Source organism: Enterobacter sp. WCHEn045836 (assembly GCF_003965585.1).
Taxonomy (GTDB): domain Bacteria; phylum Pseudomonadota; class Gammaproteobacteria; order Enterobacterales; family Enterobacteriaceae; genus Enterobacter; species Enterobacter dissolvens.
The window spans coordinates 143,873-161,345 of the sequence record NZ_RXPT01000004.1 but is presented as its reverse complement, the minus strand read 5'-3'; the positions used below and the strand labels follow the sequence as shown (position 1 = coordinate 161,345).

16 protein-coding genes and 1 pseudogene are annotated in these 17,473 nt (G+C 54.4%); 9 read left to right on the top strand and 8 right to left on the bottom strand.

The genetic code is table 11. The features are described from left to right. Positions 1–9: 9 nt before the first annotated feature. On the bottom strand, positions 10–540 hold the full coding sequence (rppH, locus tag EKN38_RS06945) for an RNA pyrophosphohydrolase (protein WP_013098553.1): 531 nt from the start codon (positions 538–540) through the stop codon (positions 10–12). A gap of 442 nt (positions 541–982) precedes the next feature. Between rppH and EKN38_RS25965 the strand changes: the two are divergent. The 4 genes and pseudogenes from EKN38_RS25965 to EKN38_RS06920 form a co-directional block, all read left to right on the top strand. Then, positions 983–1,069: pseudogene (locus tag EKN38_RS25965) on the top strand (hypothetical protein); the annotation flags it as partial. A 154-nt stretch (positions 1,070–1,223) separates the two neighbouring features. After that, positions 1,224–1,916, top strand: a complete 693-nt coding sequence (gene mutH / locus EKN38_RS06930) for a DNA mismatch repair endonuclease MutH (protein ID WP_014833124.1) — start codon at positions 1,224–1,226, stop codon at positions 1,914–1,916. Between the two features lie 128 nt (positions 1,917–2,044). Further along, positions 2,045–2,263, top strand: a complete 219-nt coding sequence (locus tag EKN38_RS06925; protein WP_013098555.1) for a YgdI/YgdR family lipoprotein — start codon at positions 2,045–2,047, stop codon at positions 2,261–2,263. Positions 2,264–2,395: 132 nt separating this feature from the next. Next, positions 2,396–3,436: an NADP(H)-dependent aldo-keto reductase gene (locus EKN38_RS06920; RefSeq protein WP_014833125.1), complete on the top strand. Its 1,041-nt coding sequence runs from the start codon at positions 2,396–2,398 to the stop codon at positions 3,434–3,436. Between the two features lie 87 nt (positions 3,437–3,523). Here the strand turns inward: EKN38_RS06920 and lplT are convergent, their stop codons facing one another. Then, a complete protein-coding gene (lplT, locus tag EKN38_RS06915; RefSeq protein WP_014833126.1) occupies positions 3,524–4,720 on the bottom strand; it encodes a lysophospholipid transporter LplT in 1,197 nt (398 codons plus the stop codon). Continuing rightward, a complete protein-coding gene (gene aas / locus EKN38_RS06910; RefSeq protein ID WP_014833127.1) occupies positions 4,713–6,872 on the bottom strand; it encodes a bifunctional acyl-ACP--phospholipid O-acyltransferase/long-chain-fatty-acid--ACP ligase in 2,160 nt (719 codons plus the stop codon). Before aas ends, lplT begins: the two co-directional genes overlap by 8 nt. Before the next feature lie 422 nt (positions 6,873–7,294). Here aas and galR point away from each other — a divergent pair, with 422 nt between their 5' ends. Next, the gene (gene galR, locus EKN38_RS06905; protein WP_126521846.1) at positions 7,295–8,311 is read left to right on the top strand and encodes an HTH-type transcriptional regulator GalR; all 1,017 of its coding nucleotides are present in this window, start codon (positions 7,295–7,297) and stop codon (positions 8,309–8,311) included. Here the strand turns inward: galR and EKN38_RS06900 are convergent. The 4 genes from EKN38_RS06900 to EKN38_RS06885 form a co-directional block, all read right to left on the bottom strand. After that, the gene (locus tag EKN38_RS06900) at positions 8,272–8,748 is read right to left on the bottom strand and encodes a GNAT family N-acetyltransferase (protein WP_014833129.1); all 477 of its coding nucleotides are present in this window, start codon (positions 8,746–8,748) and stop codon (positions 8,272–8,274) included. The genes galR and EKN38_RS06900 overlap by 40 nt on opposite strands. Then, positions 8,745–9,518, bottom strand: a complete 774-nt coding sequence (locus EKN38_RS06895; protein WP_047024525.1) for a GntR family transcriptional regulator — start codon at positions 9,516–9,518, stop codon at positions 8,745–8,747. The genes EKN38_RS06900 and EKN38_RS06895 overlap by 4 nt, the downstream gene beginning before the upstream one ends. Before the next feature lie 90 nt (positions 9,519–9,608). Beyond that, positions 9,609–11,036: a glycoside hydrolase family 1 protein gene (locus EKN38_RS06890; protein ID WP_014833131.1), complete on the bottom strand. Its 1,428-nt coding sequence runs from the start codon at positions 11,034–11,036 to the stop codon at positions 9,609–9,611. Between the two features lie 7 nt (positions 11,037–11,043). Next, positions 11,044–12,369: a PTS sugar transporter subunit IIC gene (locus EKN38_RS06885; protein WP_014833132.1), complete on the bottom strand. Its 1,326-nt coding sequence runs from the start codon at positions 12,367–12,369 to the stop codon at positions 11,044–11,046. A gap of 300 nt (positions 12,370–12,669) precedes the next feature. On the opposite strand from EKN38_RS06885, the gene EKN38_RS06880 reads away from it, so the two are divergent. Then, a complete protein-coding gene (locus EKN38_RS06880; protein WP_014833133.1) occupies positions 12,670–13,707 on the top strand; it encodes a LacI family DNA-binding transcriptional regulator in 1,038 nt (345 codons plus the stop codon). Here EKN38_RS06880 and lysA read toward each other — a convergent pair. After that, a complete protein-coding gene (gene lysA / locus EKN38_RS06875; RefSeq protein WP_014833134.1) occupies positions 13,677–14,939 on the bottom strand; it encodes a diaminopimelate decarboxylase in 1,263 nt (420 codons plus the stop codon). The genes EKN38_RS06880 and lysA overlap by 31 nt on opposite strands. Positions 14,940–15,061: 122 nt before the next feature. On the opposite strand from lysA, the gene EKN38_RS06870 reads away from it, so the two are divergent. From EKN38_RS06870 to EKN38_RS06860, 3 genes are all read left to right on the top strand, one after another. After that, positions 15,062–15,988, top strand: coding sequence for a LysR family transcriptional regulator (locus tag EKN38_RS06870; protein ID WP_014833135.1), 927 nt, complete (start codon positions 15,062–15,064; stop codon positions 15,986–15,988). A gap of 203 nt (positions 15,989–16,191) precedes the next feature. Continuing rightward, complete coding sequence (locus tag EKN38_RS06865) at positions 16,192–16,899, top strand: fimbria/pilus periplasmic chaperone (RefSeq protein WP_014833136.1); 708 nt, start codon at positions 16,192–16,194, stop codon at positions 16,897–16,899. A gap of 27 nt (positions 16,900–16,926) precedes the next feature. Further along, complete coding sequence (locus EKN38_RS06860) at positions 16,927–17,421, top strand: CS1 type fimbrial major subunit (protein ID WP_014833137.1); 495 nt, start codon at positions 16,927–16,929, stop codon at positions 17,419–17,421. Positions 17,422–17,473 lie beyond the last annotated feature (52 nt).

The window sequence follows — 17,473 nt, the reverse complement described above, 5'->3', positions numbered from 1 at the left end:
TTGCGTAGCTTAACCTCTTTTACGTCGCCAGGCAGGTGCGCTCTGCGGCTTAGGCGGGATCTCCTGAAGCTGCATGACAACACTTGCGAACTCTTTCATCACCCTTCGGTAAACATCGCGCTTAAATGACACGACCTGACGAACAGGATACCAGTAACTCACCCAGCGCCAGCCATCAAACTCCGGCGTACTGCTGGTTTGCATATTGATATCTGAATCGTTGCCCACCAACTGCAACAGAAACCACTTCTGTTTCTGGCCGATACAAACCGGCTTTGTGTCCCAACGCACCAAACGTTTCGGTAACTTGTAACGCAACCAGTTGCGGGTCGAAGCCAGGATGCGAACATCTTTTCGGCTTAAACCAACCTCTTCAAACAGCTCCCGGTACATCGCTTGTTCTGGGGACTCCCCTGGGTTGATCCCGCCTTGCGGGAACTGCCAGGAGTGCTGACCATATCGCCGGGCCCACATTACCTGGCCCTGACGATTACAAATTACTATTCCTACGTTCGGGCGGTAGCCATCGTCATCAATCACCGGACTACCCCAAACTAAACCTTATATATGAATGATTGTTTCACACTACAGGGAGGCGGTAAACCACTCTCTTACAGGCCTGCAACCTAATAACATTTGAATAACTCACAAATATGCGCAGAGTTATAAACAGATATGCGGCAACAAGGGCAATTTTATTCACCTTTTCTGTGGATATAGTTGTGAAGAAGTATGGAATTACCGATGAACAACCTGAAACGCCTTGCGCCACACCACTCCCCCGCCAGAAAACAAAAATAATCTTTTCATTAAGTTAGCTCTGTTTTTGGCGTTGCAGGAAGGAATAACGTGACGATCGTCACACCCATGATCATCATGCTGATGAAAGATCGAACAGCGTCGGTTTTATCCACAGATTGTGCCAATAACTTAGGCACAATTTGTGTGAAAATTGGATTTTCGTCGCACGTCAAGGCTGTAAATTGAAACAGTAGTCAGGGTTATTCCCAGTTATCCCACTTTTCTGTGGATAACATGGTGTAAGATCCTGTTTATTGTCAGTGACCAGAATTGAACAACCTGTTTTTCAGCTCAGACAGAACGCCAGACGATCAATAAAATAACAGATAAATCATATACATGGCATATTCGTACAGAAAAAGTTAAACTCTATCCACAGGGGACAATTTCTTAGTTTATTTTTTAATCAAAAGGTTACCACCATGCTTGCGCTCTCACCCATGCTTTCACCGCCAACAAGCGAAGCCCAGTTGCTTGAGCAGGCGCAGCGCCTGGCGGGCTTTTCGCTTGGTGAGCTGGCAGCGATGGCAGGCTTGCCGATCCCAAAGGATCTGAAGCGGGATAAGGGCTGGATCGGCATGCTGCTTGAACTGTGGCTGGGGGCTAGCGCGGGGAGTAAACCCGAGCAGGATTTTGCAGCCCTGGGCGTCGAACTGAAGACGATCCCCATAGACCGTCTGGGAAAACCCCTCGAAACCACTTTTGTCTGCGTGGCACCGTTAACCGGTAATACCGGCGTAACGTGGGAAACCAGCCATGTTCGCCATAAACTGAAACGCGTGCTGTGGGTACCGGTTGAGGGTGAGCGCCAGATCCCGCTGGCTGAACGCCGCGTAGGGGCACCGCTGCTCTGGAGCCCGGATGAAGACGAAGAGAGACAGCTACGGCTGGACTGGGAAGAGTTGATGGATATGATCGTCCTCGGACAGGTAGAACGCATCACGGCCCGACACGGAGAAGTTTTGCAGCTGCGCCCGAAAGCGGCCAACAGCAAAGCCCTCACTGAGGCTATCGGTGCCCAGGGCGAACCGATACTGACGTTGCCGCGCGGCTTTTATCTCAAAAAGAATTTTACCGGTGCACTTCTGGCTCGTCATTTCTTACTAAAAACATAGTTTTTTACTCATTTTGCGAACTATCAAACATAATCGTCTGCTATTTAAGATTTTCCCCCTTTCTCCTTTCGATATATCAGGTTAATACTACACTATGATTTGATACGAGCCAGGTGAGGACGATAACGATGAAAAAATGGGCAGTGTTGATTTCAGCAGTGGGTTTAGCGTTTGCGGTATCGGGCTGTAGCAGCGATTACGTTATGGCGACGAAAGATGGCCGGATGATCCTGACCGACGGTAAACCTGAAGTCGACGATGATACCGGTCTGGTCAGCTACCATGACCAGCAGGGTAATAAAATGCAGATCAATCGCGACGAGGTTTCGCAGATTATCGAGCGATAAACCGATAAAGGTCAGTGGCTTGCTGGCCTTTTTGATTTTTTCCTTCCCCTTTTGCTTTCCCTCTGCCATGTTTATATTCCTTTGTCGGGAGATTCCTGACGCGGTCTGTATTTCTAATGAAGGAAGCCGGCTATGCATTATCACCGTATCCCCCACAGCGCTCTGGAGATAAGCCAACTGGGGTTGGGCACGATGACATTTGGTGAACAAAACAGCGAAGCCGATGCCCATGCACAACTCGATTATGCCGTCAGCCAGGGCATTAACCTGATTGATGTTGCAGAGATGTACCCTGTTCCTCCACGTCCGGAAACGCAGGGCCTTACCGAAACCTACGTCGGCAACTGGCTCGCCAAACGCGGGAATCGCGAAAAGCTGATTGTTGCGTCAAAAGTCAGCGGCCCCGCACGCAACAACGATGCCGGGATCCGTCCAAACCAGATCCTCGATCGCAAAAATATCCGCGCCGCGCTGGATGCCAGCCTGAAGCGCCTGCAAACCGACTATCTCGATCTCTATCAGGTTCACTGGCCGCAGCGTCCCACTAACTGCTTTGGAAAGCTGGGCTATAGCTGGAATGAGAGCGCCCCGGTCGTTACGTTACTGGAAACGCTGGAAGCCCTGGCCGAATGCCAGCGAGCGGGAAAAATCCGCTACATCGGTGTCTCTAACGAAACGGCCTTTGGCGTGATGCGCTATCTGCATCTGGCGGACAAACATGACCTGCCGCGCATTGTCACCATCCAGAACCCGTACAGCCTGCTCAACCGCAGCTATGAAGTGGGTCTGGCCGAAGTGACGCAATACGAAGAGGTGGAATTGCTCGCCTATTCATGTCTGGGCTTTGGTACGTTGACAGGGAAATACCTTAACGGCGCGAAACCTGCCGGGGCGCGTAACACCTTGTTCAGCCGCTTTACCCGCTACAGCGGTGAGCAGACACAAAAAGCCGTGGCGGCCTATGTGGATATCGCGAAACGTCACGGTCTTGATCCAGCTCAGATGGCCCTGGCCTTCGTGCGTCGTCAGCCGTTTGTTGCCAGCACTCTGCTGGGCGCAACGACCATGGAACAGATGAAAACGAATATCGAGAGTTTCCATCTGAATCTGAGTGAAGAGGTATTAGCAGAGATTGAAGCGGTGCATCAGGTATACACCTACCCGGCACCGTAATAAAAGCCTACGGCAACCTGGTTGCCGTTTTTAATGTTTGCGCCCTCTCCCGTGGGAGAGGGATGGGGTGAGGGCGTCAGGCCGCACTTATCGACGGCGACGCTGCCAGAGCCATAATCCGGCAATCGCCAGCGCAAACAGCGCGCCGAATCCTACGCCAATGCCCACGACCGGCACACCGACTTTAACTGCCAGCGAATAGAGCCCCAGCATTAACAGCATCGCCAGGTTTTCACCGAGGTTTTGCACCGCAATGGCATTCCCTGCGCCGACGGTCTGCTTGCCGCGCTCCTGCAGCAACGCATTAAGCGGCACAACGAAAAAGCCCCCCAGAATACCGATCAGGACAAGCAGCGCGTAGGCGGGTAGCAAGGCGTGCTGCAGCGAGAAGATAAGCACCACCACGCCAATCAGGATCCCCGCAGGCATGCAGCGCGCAACGGTCTCAAGCGTCACCAGCTTCGCCGCCGCGCCAGCCCCAACGACAATCCCAATCGCCACCATTGCGTTAAGATAAGTCGGTGTCGCATTGTCAGTAATCCCCAGCGCCACCGGCACCCATAGTACCAGCAGGAAACGCAGCGTGACGCCTGCGCCCCAGAACATGCTGGTGCCCATCAGGGAGAAGCGCGTTTCACCGTTACGCCACAGCACGCGGCAGGCGTTGAAGAAACTGCCTGTCATAGGCGTAAAGCGCCAGGATTGCCCCGGGCGAGCCACCGGCAGTTTTGGGATAAACAGGTTGGCTACCACCGCCCCGCCATACACTACCGCACACACGCTCAGCGCCGCCAGCACGTGCCAGTCAGCGAGTACGCCCCCCGCGACAGAGCCGAGCAGGATCGCCGCAATGGTGGAAGACTCCATTAGCCCGTTGGCCTTCACCAGCTTATCGCCGGTCGTGAGTTCCCCCAGGATGCCATACTTCGCCGGGGAGTACGCCGCTGCGCCAATGCCCACCAGCGTGTAGCCGATAAACGGGTTGATACCAAAACAAATACTGGCGGCGCCCAGCAGTTTCAGGCCGTTCGCAAACATCATCACCCGGCCTTTCGGGAAGCTGTCCGCCACCTGCCCAACAAACGGCGCAAAAATAATGTAAGCACCCACAAACACCATCTGCAGGATGGGCTGGCTCCAGTCCGGATAAAACTCGGCCTTCAGCAATGCCAGGGTGGCAAACAGTAACGCATTGTCACCGAAGGCAGAGAGAAACTGGGCGGCAATGACCGCCATCATGCCCTTCGACCAGAGTGAGGTGTTAGTGTGTACTGACTCACGCATTTTGCTGTTCCGCCTCGTCAACCATACCCTTCAGGGTCACGAAATCGGGCTTACCGCTGCCCAGCACCGGAAGCTGCTTCAGGTAACGAATATCGCGCGGTACCGCCAGCTCAGGAATGCCATGTTCACGCGCATGCTGTAGCAACCGATCGCGTTTCAGTTCGCTGTCGGTGGTGAACAACACCAGCGCCTCGCCTTTGCTGGCATCACTCTTCACGACCGTAGCATGCAGCTTGTCAGCGGATACCGCCGTCGCCAGTTGTTCAACCATTTCCAGCGAGACCATCTCGCCCGCAATTTTGGCGAAGCGTTTTGCCCGCCCCTGGATCTGCACGAAGCCCTGTTCATCGAATCGGACAATATCCCCGGTGTCATACCAGCCGGTCTCCATCTCGCCATTGACGTTTTCCGCCGTCGGCGCTTCCAGCCGGCCTGGGTTTTCCACACGCAGATAACCGTTCATCACGTTTGGCCCCTTGAGCTGCAGACGGCCACCGTCCTCGATGCCAGGTACCGCCAGCAGACGCGCATCCATCCCCGGCAAAATACGGCCTACCGTCCCCGGTTTCGCCGCCATCGGCACGTTGATCGAGACTACCGGCGCACACTCGGTGACGCCATAGCCTTCCAGGATACGCAGACCAAACTTGTCCTGCCAAATCTGGCGCGTACTCTCCTGCAGCTTTTCCGCCCCGGCCACCACATAGCGCACGCGGTAAAAGTCATACGGATTGGCAAAGCGCGCGTAATTACCGAGGAAGGTAGACGTGCCAAACAATACGGTGCAGTTACGGTCATACACCAGCTCCGGCACAATGCGATAATGGAGCGGGCTTGGATAGAGGAACACTTCGGCACCGGTCAACAGCGGGGTAAAAAGCCCCACCGTCAGGCCAAAGGAGTGGAACAGCGGCAGCGCCGACATGAACCGGTCATTGGCGGTAAAGTCAGCAATGCTTTTAATCTGCTCCACGTTTGCCAGAATGCTCTTGTGACTGTGAACCACCCCTTTCGGGTTCCCCTCTGAGCCAGAGGTAAAGAGGATAATGGCGTCATCTTCCGGCTGCTGTTTAACCTGGGCCAGACGTGGCATCAGCAGGTGAGCGAAAATCCACAGCTTGTCACCCGTTGTCACGTCTGCTTTCAGATCTTCCAGGAAGACCCAGCGCACCTGAGTCAGTTGCTCCGGCAGGTGCCACAGTTTGCCTTTGTCGAGGAACTGGCGCGAGGTAAAGACGGTATTGATTTGAGCCGCGGTGATGGCGCTGGTCAGTCCTTTTACGCCTGCCGTGTAGTTCATCATCGCCGGAATACGGCCCCGGGAAACCGCACCAAAAATCACCGCCGCGCTGATCCCCGCGTTAGGCAGCATCAGGCCTATCTTTTCGCCTTTCTTACTGTATTTTTCAAGGATACGTCCCACGAACAATGTCTTGGTCAGCAGCTTACGGTAGGTGTCCGGTGTGAAATTAATGTCTTCGATACAGTTTTTCTTCGCGCCATAGCGGTACTGCGCCGACAGCAGAGACTCATACAGCGTTTCACGCGGGCGAACGGCCATGCGCGCTTCCATCATGATCTGGTGCAGCATTTCACCGGCAATTTTACGGCGATCACGCGCACGCGGCGCGTCGGGCATCGGTAAAGAGGTTGGCGGCAGAATATGCAGGGTGATTTTCGGGAACAGGCGCTGCTTCACCAGCCCTTTCAGGCGACTGAAATGGGTAAGCTCTGCCCCTTCAATCCGCAGTGGCACAACGGTCGCTTTTGACTTCGCCGCCACAAACCCTGCCCCGTCGTAGATTTTCATCAGCGAGCCGGTGACCGAGATCCGCCCTTCCGGGAAAATCACCACCGGACGTCCCTGCTCAACCAGACGTACCAGATGTTTAATCATCATCGGTTTTGTTGGGTCGAGCGGCACAAAGTCAATCAGCGGAGTGAGCCAGCGCATGTACCACTGCTGGCTGATCGAGGTATACACCGCAAACACCGGACGCACGGGCAGAAACAGCGCCAGCAGGATGCCGTCGATAAAGGAAACATGGTTTGGTGTAATGAGCACCCGTTCGCCACGAAGCGCCGTTGCATCGCCCGTTAAACGGATGCGAAAGAGGATACGGAAAAGTGTGCGGAAGAACCCAAAAAGCATCTCAACTCCCTTTGCCAGCCAGTGTGAAGGGTTAGTAAATGGTGGCAGATTACACGAGAAGTGGTACAGGAGCGACAGCAAATATGGAGGCGAAAAAAAACCTGCGCATCCGCGCAGGTTGGTGCAAGAGATGAGTACGAAACCGTACTAAGAAATCTCACCAATCAATACCTCTGGGATCTCAACTTTAGCAACGTCGCCATCTTCCCCGCTATCGGACAATCGCAACAGCCTGAGGCAAAGTGTAACTAAAGGTTCAGATTGACATTATTCCGACATGTCTGTCCGTGTAACGATTACACCGCAGGGGTTGTTCTGCATCACGTTTGTGGAGAGGGAGAGCCCGCTCCCCTTGAATGCGCGGCGCTTTTCCGCAACACTTATTGGCGTGTAAACGCTTACCCCCACTAAGAAGGTAATTAATGGCGACAATAAAGGATGTGGCCCGTCTGGCAGGTGTTTCCGTCGCGACCGTATCGCGCGTGATCAACGACTCTCCAAAAGCCAGTGACGCATCACGCCAGGCGGTGCAAAACGCCATGGAATCCCTGAACTACCATCCTAACGCTAACGCCCGTGCGCTTGCCCAACAGTCAACTGAAACCATCGGGCTGGTTGTGGGTGATGTCTCTGATCCTTTTTTCGGCGCCATGGTGAAAGCGGTTGAGCAGGTTTCTTATCAGACCGGGAATTTTTTGCTGATCGGCAATGGCTATCACAATGAACAAAAAGAACGCCAGGCTATTGAGCAACTGATCCGCCACCGCTGCGCGGCGCTGGTTGTCCATGCCAAAATGATCCCCGACGCCGAACTCATTCATCTGATGAAGCAGATCCCCGGTATGGTGATCATCAACCGCATCATTCCCGGGTTTGAGAAACGCTGCGTGGCGCTCGACGACCGTTACGGTGCCTGGCTTGCCACCCGCCATCTGATTCAACAGGGTCACACCCGCATTGGTTATCTCTGCTCAAACCACCCGATTTCCGACGCTGAAGATCGCCTGCAGGGGTATTACGATGCCCTGCGTGAAAACGGCCTGCCGTGCAATGACCGGCTGGTGGCCTACGGTGAACCCGACGAAAGCGGCGGCGAACAGGCGATGACCGAGCTGTTAGGACGTGGAAGGAATTTCACGGCGGTCGCCAGCTATAACGACTCAATGGCAGCCGGTGCAATGGGGGTGTTAAATGACAACGGGATTGAGGTGCCGGGAGAAATTTCCCTCATTGGCTTCGATGATGTGCTGGTCTCCCGCTATGTACGCCCTCGCCTGACCACCGTCCGCTACCCGATTATCACAATGGCCACGCAGGCCGCCGAGCTGGCGTTAGCGCTGGCCGAGCAGCGCCAGCCGCCGGATATCACTCATCTGTTTAGTCCAACCTTAGTGCGCCATCACTCTGTGGGTTCACCCGCCGAGGCCCCGGACGAATAGCGATAGAGATGTACCGTTTTATCCGGATACTCCAGCGCATCGCCAATATACTGCCAGCCGTAACGCTCATAGAAGTCACGGCAGGCAGACCAGAGATGCAGCGTCTCATACCCGGCCTGGGCGGCATACTGGATAACATGCTGTTGCAGCAGCCGCGCCAGCCCTTTGCCTCGCACCGCGTCATCAACATACAGGGCAGCCAGCCAGGGGCAAAGATCCTGTCGGGTGATCAGATCGCAGCGCCAGAGCCCCACGGTGCCCACAAGTTGTTCGTTTTCTACGGCAATAAAGGTCAGCGGTAATGCGCCCGGTGTCTGGCTGTGCTCAACAATACTGTTGAAAAATTCCCGGGATAACCCGTCGCCAAAGGCCTGCCAGATCCAGTCGGTCACCTGCTCAGCATACTGCGGTGCGGCGTAAAGAGGCAGAATAGTCATACCAGTTTCCCCTGGAAAATGGGCACGGATTCGAAGAGATAGCCGTCAAAATCTGGGGCATCTTCGTCAGAGAGTTCAAGTAAACTTTTTTTCACGTTTTCAAGATGCTGGAACATTGCCTGCCAGGCGCCCATAACGTCACGGCGGCGCAGCGCAGCCAGGATGGTTTGCCGGTCCCCCAGCCATTTCAGGCGGTACGCGCGACTGGCGATATGACCATTAAATTGCTGCCACAGCGGACTGCTGTCCATGTGATGCCAGATACTCTCCACCGTCGCCAACAGCATCTGATTTTGCGTTGCGCCAGCCAGCACCAGATGGAACATCTTATTGTTGTCCTGACTATTATCGTCGGCGGCAATCGCGCGTTGCTCCTGCTCGATAATACGGCGCAGATTGTCGATGTCTGCACGGGTCGCCATTTTGGCGGCAAACGCGGCAATATTGCTTTCGAGCAGTTGGCGGGCCTGTAAAATCTCAAACGGCCCTACGTCGCTATTGAGAAAACGCTCTTCTTCATCTTCGTGTTCTTCGGGGATGCGCATCACATAAACACCGGAGCCCTGGCGAATATCCACCGTGCCCTGCAACTCCAGCATCAGTAAGGCCTCACGCACGATGGTGCGGCTTACGCCGTACTTCTCGGCAATATTGCGCTCAGGAGGAAGACGCGAACCAACGGGATAGTGCCCCTGGATAATTTGCGCCCGTAAATCCTCGCCAATTTCCTGGTACTGTTTTTTTTCCGGCAGGATGACAGCCTTATCCACGTTTTCACCTGTTTTTTCAGTTAATGCGCAGACCGGGCGTCCTCCCGGCCAGTGTGTGCGCTATTTTACCAGAACCAGCATGCTTTTCGCCTACTTCCATTCATCATCTACCTGAAGCGTGAGCACCCGCGTATCGCGTAGTTGCCGGAACCAGGAGGCCGATTTTTTTGCGCGTCTGGCACGCTGGTTATCCAGATCGATCTCAATCAACCCGTAGCGGTTTTTAAACGCGTTCATCGGCGAGACGTTGTCGGTAAATGCCCACAGCATATAGCCATGGCAGTTCGCCCCCACCTCCCGCGCCAGCAGCGTGTAGTAGAGGTGCTCGCTGATGAAATCGATGCGGTAAGTGTCGTCGATAATCCCATCGCCATTGCGAAATTGCGCTTCGTTTTCCACGCCCATTCCGCTTTCCGCCACGAACCAGTCGATATTGCGATAGTCATTTTTGATCCGCATCGCCATGTCGTAAATAATGCGCGGGTAGATCTCCCAGCCGCGGGAGCGGTTCATTCGCCGCCCCGGCAGTTCAAACGGCTCGTAGTAGTATGCCGGGTGGAATGGCGTGTCCGGGTGCCAGGCGCGGGAAGGTGCCTTCACGCGGTGCGGGTAGTAGAGGTTAATCCCCAGTTCGTCGACGGTGTTATCCGCAATCAGCGCCAGCTCGTCCGCAGTATAATCCCACTCAACCTGATGCTGCTCCAGCAGGGTAAAGAGCTCAGCGGGATAGCGCCCGTGTACCAGCGGGTCGAGGAAGACACGGTTGTAGAACAGGTCGTACATCTCAGCAGCCCGCAGGTCATGCGGGGCGCGGGAGCGGGGATAGGTCACCTCCGGGTTGAGAATGCAGCCCACAGAACCGCGATAGCCTTTCTCACGAAACAGCTTCACCACCTTTGCTGTCGCCAGCACCTTATGGTGATTCCACTGCATCCACGTGCCGGTATTCTGCTCATACGGCCAACGCAGCGCGTCCAGATACACACGGGTCTGCACGACAATCGGCTCATTGAAGGTAAACCAGCGGGTCACTTTGCCGTGATAGCGTGCAAATACCTTTTCCGCATAGCGGACAAACAGCTCAACCACATGCTTTGACGCCCAGCCGCCGTAGGTTTCCAGCAGCACACCCGGCAGTTCGTAATGCTCGAGGCAGATCATCGGCTCAATGCCCTGACGATGCATCTCATCGAAAAGTGCGTCGTAATACGCTGCGTACTCTTCATCCACCGTCGCGTTTTCATAATCGGTTAAAAAGCGTGACCAGTTGATCGAGGTACGGTAGTGCGTCAGCCCCGCCTGCTTCATCAACGCCACATCTTCGCGAAAACGGTTGATAAAATCGGTCGCCAGCGCCGGGCCATAGCCGTTGTGCCAGACGTGACGGTCGTTCTTGTACCAGAGGTCGATCCATGAATCCTGGCCCGCTTTTTTACCGCTCCAGCCCTCTGTCTGCCAGGCCGATGCGGCCGCGCCGAGAATAAAATCCTGCGGTATGGCTATCTGTTTTGTGCTCATCGCATCCTCACGGGTTGTCAGTGGCCTGCTGCAGCGCGGCCTGCTCTGCGCGGCGTGAAGCGATTTTCACAAACGGCAGATAGATAATGACGGCAGTCACAATGCAGATAAGCTGGGTGATCACCGCCCCCATCGAACCCGCCGTAGAGAGCCAGGCGTTGATCAGCGGCGGCGTCGTCCACGGCACCATCACCACCGCTTTACCGGCAAACCCGGTCACGGTGGCGAAGTAGCCGATGGAGCCTGTCACCAGTGGAGTCATAATGAAGGGAATGGCGAGGATCGGGTTAAGCATGATTGGCATACCGAAGATCACCGGCTCGTTGATATTAAAAATCCCCGGGCCGATGGAAAGCTTGGCGATCTCTTTCATCTCCTTGCGTTTGGTGGCAATCATCACCGCGATCAGCAGGCCGATAGTCAGGCCCGAACCGCCGATGCTCATATACACATCCCAGAACGGCATGGTGATAATGTTCGGCACCTCTTTACCCTGCTCAAACGCGCTCATGTTGACGGTGATCGCCCCCAGCAGCAGCGGCTCGCGGATCGGCTTGATCATCTGGTTGCCGTGGATACCAATCACCCAGAACAGCTGTGCAACGAACATCAGCAGCAGGATCCCCGGCAGACTTTGCACCACCCGCTCCAGCGGCTGTTGCACCACCTGATACACCGCATCGTAGAGATACATCCCGGTGATTTGATGAAAAACAAACCCCAGCGTGGCAATGGCGGTGGTGGTGATAATCGCCGGGATCAGCGCGGAGAACGATGCAGCCACGTTAGGCGGCACGGTGTCAGGCATTCGGATCTTCAGCCCCTGGCGGTTCTCCAGCCAGCAGTAGATTTCAACGGACAGAATGGCGATAAACATGCCCAGGAACAGGCTGCGGGTATCCGAGAACTGGCGCAGCAGCACATCTTTCACCACGTGCATTTCGCCATCCACCAGCATCTCTACGGTGGTTGGCGTCACACAAATAAAGCAGATCACCGCCAGCAAGCCCGGGAAAAGGGATTTGATGCCGTTGATGCGCCCCAGCTCAATGCCAATCAGGAATACCGCCCCAATGTTGAGGAAGTTCAGGGTGGCGTAATTCAGCGCGCTGGTGATCGGTTTTAGCGTGGCAAGAAACGACAGCGACTGGAAGCTCGCCAGGCCGTTTTTCGGATCCAGCACCATATTGGAGATCAGCACAGAGAACGCCCCGACGATGATCACCGGCATTAAGGTAATGAAGGCTGACTTGATCGCCATAATATAGCGATAACTGTTGAATTTAGTGGCGAAACTGCCCAGAGCGTCGATCAGTTTTTCCTGCAATGCCATAGGGTATTACCTCAGTAAAAGGGCTTTTATTGAATAAGGTGTACAGCCGGATACTATTGGCATACCAAAAATAGCTTTATGAGGGTAATGGTTCTGTGATTAAGCTCTCAACACCACTATCGGTATTCCAGATTGTGATTTATGACCTATTTGGCATACCAATTTTAGCCGATTATTCCGTGCCGACGGATCGTTACCAAAAAGCGTGATCGTGATGGGCGTTTTGTCCTTCCCGCGTCGCTTATGCGCCGGATGGTCTGTGTTAAACTGCAGATCGTTACGTGGAATCAGGAATGTCTAATGGCAACAATGCTGGATGTCTCACTGCGCGCGGGTGTGTCGAAAGCCACGGTATCGCGCGTGCTGAACGGCACAGGTCAGGTGAAAGAGAGCACCCGTCAGCTGGTGTTCGCGGCAATGGAAGAGTTAGGGTATCGCCCGAATTTTCTCGCGCGTTCGCTTGCTAACCAGACCAGCAACAGCATTGGTCTGGTGGTCTCGACCTTCGATGGTTTTTACTTTGGTCGCCTCCTTCAGCAGGCCTCCCGGCAGACCGAAACGCACGGGAAGCAACTGATTGTTACCGATGGTCACGACGCGCCGGAGCTGGAAGAACAGGCGGTGCAAATGCTGGCCGATCGTAAGTGCGATGCCATTGTGCTTTACACGCGCTACATGAGCGAAAAAGCGATCATGAAGCTGATCCACTCTGTGCAAACCCCGGTGGTGGTCATTAACCGGGAAGTCAGTCAGGCTCCCGATCGCTGCGTCTTCTTCGAACAGCAGGATGCCGCCTTTAAGGCCGTGGATTACCTGATAAATCAGGGCCACCGGGAGATCGCCTGTATTACCGTCCCCATCCACACGCCCACCGGGAAAGCCCGCCTGATGGGCTACCGTAAGGCGCTGGAAAAGCACGGCATTCGTCTGGATGAGCGTCGGATAAAGTACGGCGATGCGGGTATGACGCGGGGGTATGAACTGTGCAAGGAGCTGATTGCCGACGGTGTGCCGTTTAGCGCCCTGTTTGCCTGTAACGATGATATGGCGCTGGGGGCGTCCAAAGCATTGCACCAGGCAGGGCTGAAGATCCCGCAGGATATTTCGCTGTTTGGTTTTGACGATGCGCCCAGCGCAAAATGGCTGGAGCCGGCGCTCTCATCGGTCTATCTGCCGATAGACAATATGATTGTCACGGCCATCGATCAGGCGATCCGGCTGGCCAAAAACCAGCCGGTGGAGGCGATCCCGCCGTTTACCGGCACGCTGGTATTGCGTGACTCGGTTACCACGGGGCCGTACTTCTCTCAAACGAGTTCCAGAGCCAGCAGCTCCTGAATGGTCTGGCGGCGACGGATCAGTCGCGCCTTGCCATTATCAAACAGCACTTCAGGCAGCAGCGGGCGGCTGTTGTAGTTAGAAGACATCGACGCGCCGTAAGCCCCGGTATCATGCAGCACCAGATAATCCCCAGGTTTGACGTCCGGCAGCGCGCGGGTTTCCACTTTACCGCCTTCCTGCTGGGTGAAGACATCGCCCGATTCACACAGCGGGCCTGCAACGACCGTATCAATACGTGGAGCGTTGGTTAAATCGCGGCCATCGGCGGCGAGCGCTGAAATATGGTGATAGCTGCCATACATGGACGGACGCATCAGGTCATTGAAGCCGGCATCAATCAGCACGAAGTGGCGCGATCCCATCTCTTTCACGCTACGCACCTGTGCGACCAGCACGCCGGATTCCGCCACCAGGAAACGACCCGGCTCAATTTCGAGTTTCACCGGATGCCCTAAATGCGCGGCAACGTTGTCGCGTGCGGCACTCCACAGGCCGTAATAGTGATCGGTATCGATCGCCTCTTCCCCTTCACGGTAAGGAATGGAGAGGCCACCGCCGGCGGAGATCGCCTCCAGATCTTGTCCGAAGTCGATAACCTGACGCACCATCGCACCACACACCTGCTCCAGGTGGCCATAATCCACCCCCGAGCCAATGTGCATATGAATGCCCACCAGCTTCAGGTCGTAACGCTGCAATACCTCCAGCGCCGCTGGCATATCGGCATACCAGATGCCGTGTTTACTGTTTTCACCGCCAGTGTTGGTTTTCTGGCTGTGACCATGGCCAAAGCCGGGGTTCACACGGAGCCAGACGCGGTGGCCGGGAGAAACCTGTCCAAGCTGTTCCAGCATATCAACAGACCCTGCGTTAACCGGGATCTGCAGTTCATGCACGCGGGCAAGCGTCGCGTCGTCGATCAGATCCGCAGTAAAGACAATTGCATCAGGATCGGTTTTAGGATCAAAACCAGCCGCCAGCGCGCGCTCGATCTCACCCAGCGACACGGAGTCAACCTTCACGCCCTGCTCGCGCATCAGGCGCAGGATATGGATATTGGAGCATGCTTTCTGGGCAAAACGCACCACGTCAAACTGATGCAGTGCGGCAATCTTCTCGCGAACGATCTGCGCGTCGTAGACCCATACCGGGCAGCCAAACTCGGCAGGCAGGCGCAGCAGGTTGTCGGCATTCAAATCGGTATCAGTCTGATTAAGCGGGCGTGGCATGGTCATCTCCGGGTCGTCACATTTTTTATGATTACGCCACAGCAGAAAGAGAATAAAAAATATCGTTTTATCGCGAGTCTATGCAAAAATGATATGGACAGTTCTCTGCTTTCAGGTGCCCTATGCCCGCCGTCAACTTACGCCATATCGAGATTTTTCACGCCGTGATGACCGCCGGCAACCTCACCGAAGCCGCGCAGATGCTGCATACCTCACAGCCTACGGTCAGCCGCGAGCTGGCACGGTTCGAGAAAGTGCTGGGACTGAAGCTGTTTGAACGCACCCGGGGCCGGCTGCACCCGACGGTGCAAGGGCTGCGTCTGTTCGAGGAAGTTCAGCGCTCTTGGTATGGGCTGGACAGAATTGTCAGTGCGGCGGAAAGTCTGCGCGAGTTTCGTCAGGGCGAGCTGTCAATTGTCTGCCTGCCCGTCTTTTCACAGTCCTTTTTGCCGACGCTGCTCCAGCCCTTTCTTGCCCGTTATCCGGAGGTCAGTCTCACTATCGTGCCGCAGGAATCTCCGCTGCTGGAAGAGTGGCTTTCAGCACAGCGTCACGATCTGGGGCTGACCGAAACACTCGCCACCCCCGCAGGCACGGAGCGCACAGAGCTATTCTCTTTAGATGAAGTTTGCGTTTTGCCCGCCGGACACCGGCTTGCCAGTAAAGCGGTGCTCACCCCTGCCGATTTCCATGGGGAAAACTACATCAGTTTGTCGCAGACCGACAGCTATCGCCAGCTGCTGGATACGCTGTTTTCCGAGCATCAGGTGAAACGCAGAATGGTGGTAGAGACCCACAGCGCCGCATCGATTTGCGCGATGGTACGGGCGGGCGTCGGCGTTGCCGTGGTCAACCCGCTGACGGCACTGGACTATGCTGAAAACGGGATTGTCATCCGTCCATTTAGCGTGTCCGTTCCGTTTACCGTGAGCCTGATCCGTCCCCTGCACCGCCCGGCATCAGCGCTGGTAGACGCGTTTTCTCAACACCTTATCGAAGGAATACCTGCACTGAAAATCCAGTTATCAACATTCAAATTACGCAATTAAATGTTTATTATTGGTAAAATAAACCTCACAGCCCTTCCCCTTAGAAATATTAAAAATTATTTTTAATATTTATGATTTCCTGCCGTTCTCTGCCATCGCTATACTTCCCCTCAGTTAATTCACTTAATTAATATCAGCGCCCCCCGCCTTATTCATTACGGAATTGAATGAGGTTTGATTGACATTGACAGGATGTTATTAATATGAAAATCACACCATTTTTGTGGAGTGCTCTGTTTATCAGCATCACTCCTGTTTGTCAGGCCAATATGTCTGTTTACCCAATGGCCGTTGATATGAACGATCAGGGAGAAGGCAGCGTCCGTGTTATCTCCCGCACTAACGATGTTCAGTATATCAAAACGACTGTCCTCAGCGTTTCCGGACGTAACACCCCACAGGAAAAAGAGACCGAAGTGTCTGTCGGTGGCGACAGTGGCCTCGTTGTCATGCCTCCCAAATTCGCGCTGCCTGCGGGTTCCAGCAAAATGGTTCGCCTGGTTTCGATGGCGCCCGTGCAGGAAGAAACAACCTGGCGCGTGAAGTTTGAAGCCGTGCCGCAACTTGATGACGAATCGATTGCCAATAAAGGCGTCAAAACGCAACTGACACTTAATCTGATTTGGGGCGTTCTGGTCAGCGTCCCTCCTGAACATCCGCGGTTGAATATGAGTTTGCAAACCGGCGGTAAAATTAAAAACGACGGTAATCAGCGTTTTAAAATACTTAAAGTCGGTCTGTGTAAAAAAGCACAGAGCGAAAAAGCGTGTACATGGCATGAGGTAAACGAAAACATCTACCCTCGAGCCAGCTACACGCCAAAGAATATATTGAATTACGATCGCATCGTTGTTCAGTATTGGGATTGGATTAGCAAGTCGACAAATAAAAAAGACTTTGCAATTCATTAATTAATTACTTACATGGAATATTAGTAAATGAAACGTATTATGACCAAATCCTTGCTCGCACTGGCCATGGTTTCTGTAATGGGTTCTGCGATTGCTGTTCAGAAAGATATTACTGTTACCGCAACCGTTGATGCTGCCCTGGACATGACCCAGGCTGACGGTTCTGCACTGCCGAAGAATATCGACATGCAATATTTCCCAGGCACCGGTCTGTCTCCGGCTTCTCTCCAGACTAAAATCTGGGCGAACGATGTCACGAAAGACGTGAAAATGAAGCTGGCTAGCGATTTCTCCCTGGTGAATAACCTGGGTGGCGCAACCGTACCCATGACCGTGAAATGGGGTACTCAGGCGCTGACCACGACCGATGCGACCCTGAAAGCAACCGACCTGTTCCCTAACACCACCACTGCCCTGAAAACCGGCTCCGTCGCAAAAACGCTGCTGATCTCCCAGGCCACACAAGAAGCACTGGAAACCGGTACTTACCAGGGTGTGCTGAGCATCTATCTGTATCAGTAATCGCCGTTACGTAAGGTAATGAATCGAAGGGGAAACCTTCGATTCATTTTTT

Bases quoted from the DNA above. Each gene is read 5' to 3' on its own strand.
- EKN38_RS06870 (WP_014833135.1), top strand. From the start codon at position 15,062: ATGCCCGCCGTCAACTTACGCCATATCGAGATTTTTCACGCCGTGATG.
- aas (WP_014833127.1), bottom strand. From the start codon at position 6,872: ATGCTTTTTGGGTTCTTCCGCACACTTTTCCGTATCCTCTTTCGCATC.
- EKN38_RS06920 (WP_014833125.1), top strand. From the start codon at position 2,396: ATGCATTATCACCGTATCCCCCACAGCGCTCTGGAGATAAGCCAACTG.
- EKN38_RS06890 (WP_014833131.1), bottom strand. From the start codon at position 11,036: ATGAGCACAAAACAGATAGCCATACCGCAGGATTTTATTCTCGGCGCG.
- galR (WP_126521846.1), top strand. From the start codon at position 7,295: ATGGCGACAATAAAGGATGTGGCCCGTCTGGCAGGTGTTTCCGTCGCG.
- lysA (WP_014833134.1), bottom strand. From the start codon at position 14,939: ATGCCACGCCCGCTTAATCAGACTGATACCGATTTGAATGCCGACAAC.
- lplT (WP_014833126.1), bottom strand. From the start codon at position 4,720: ATGCGTGAGTCAGTACACACTAACACCTCACTCTGGTCGAAGGGCATG.
- EKN38_RS06860 (WP_014833137.1), top strand. From the start codon at position 16,927: ATGAAACGTATTATGACCAAATCCTTGCTCGCACTGGCCATGGTTTCT.
- EKN38_RS06880 (WP_014833133.1), top strand. From the start codon at position 12,670: ATGGCAACAATGCTGGATGTCTCACTGCGCGCGGGTGTGTCGAAAGCC.
- mutH (WP_014833124.1), top strand. From the start codon at position 1,224: ATGCTTGCGCTCTCACCCATGCTTTCACCGCCAACAAGCGAAGCCCAG.
- EKN38_RS06925 (WP_013098555.1), top strand. From the start codon at position 2,045: ATGAAAAAATGGGCAGTGTTGATTTCAGCAGTGGGTTTAGCGTTTGCG.
- EKN38_RS06865 (WP_014833136.1), top strand. From the start codon at position 16,192: ATGAAAATCACACCATTTTTGTGGAGTGCTCTGTTTATCAGCATCACT.
- EKN38_RS06900 (WP_014833129.1), bottom strand. From the start codon at position 8,748: ATGACTATTCTGCCTCTTTACGCCGCACCGCAGTATGCTGAGCAGGTG.
- EKN38_RS06885 (WP_014833132.1), bottom strand. From the start codon at position 12,369: ATGGCATTGCAGGAAAAACTGATCGACGCTCTGGGCAGTTTCGCCACT.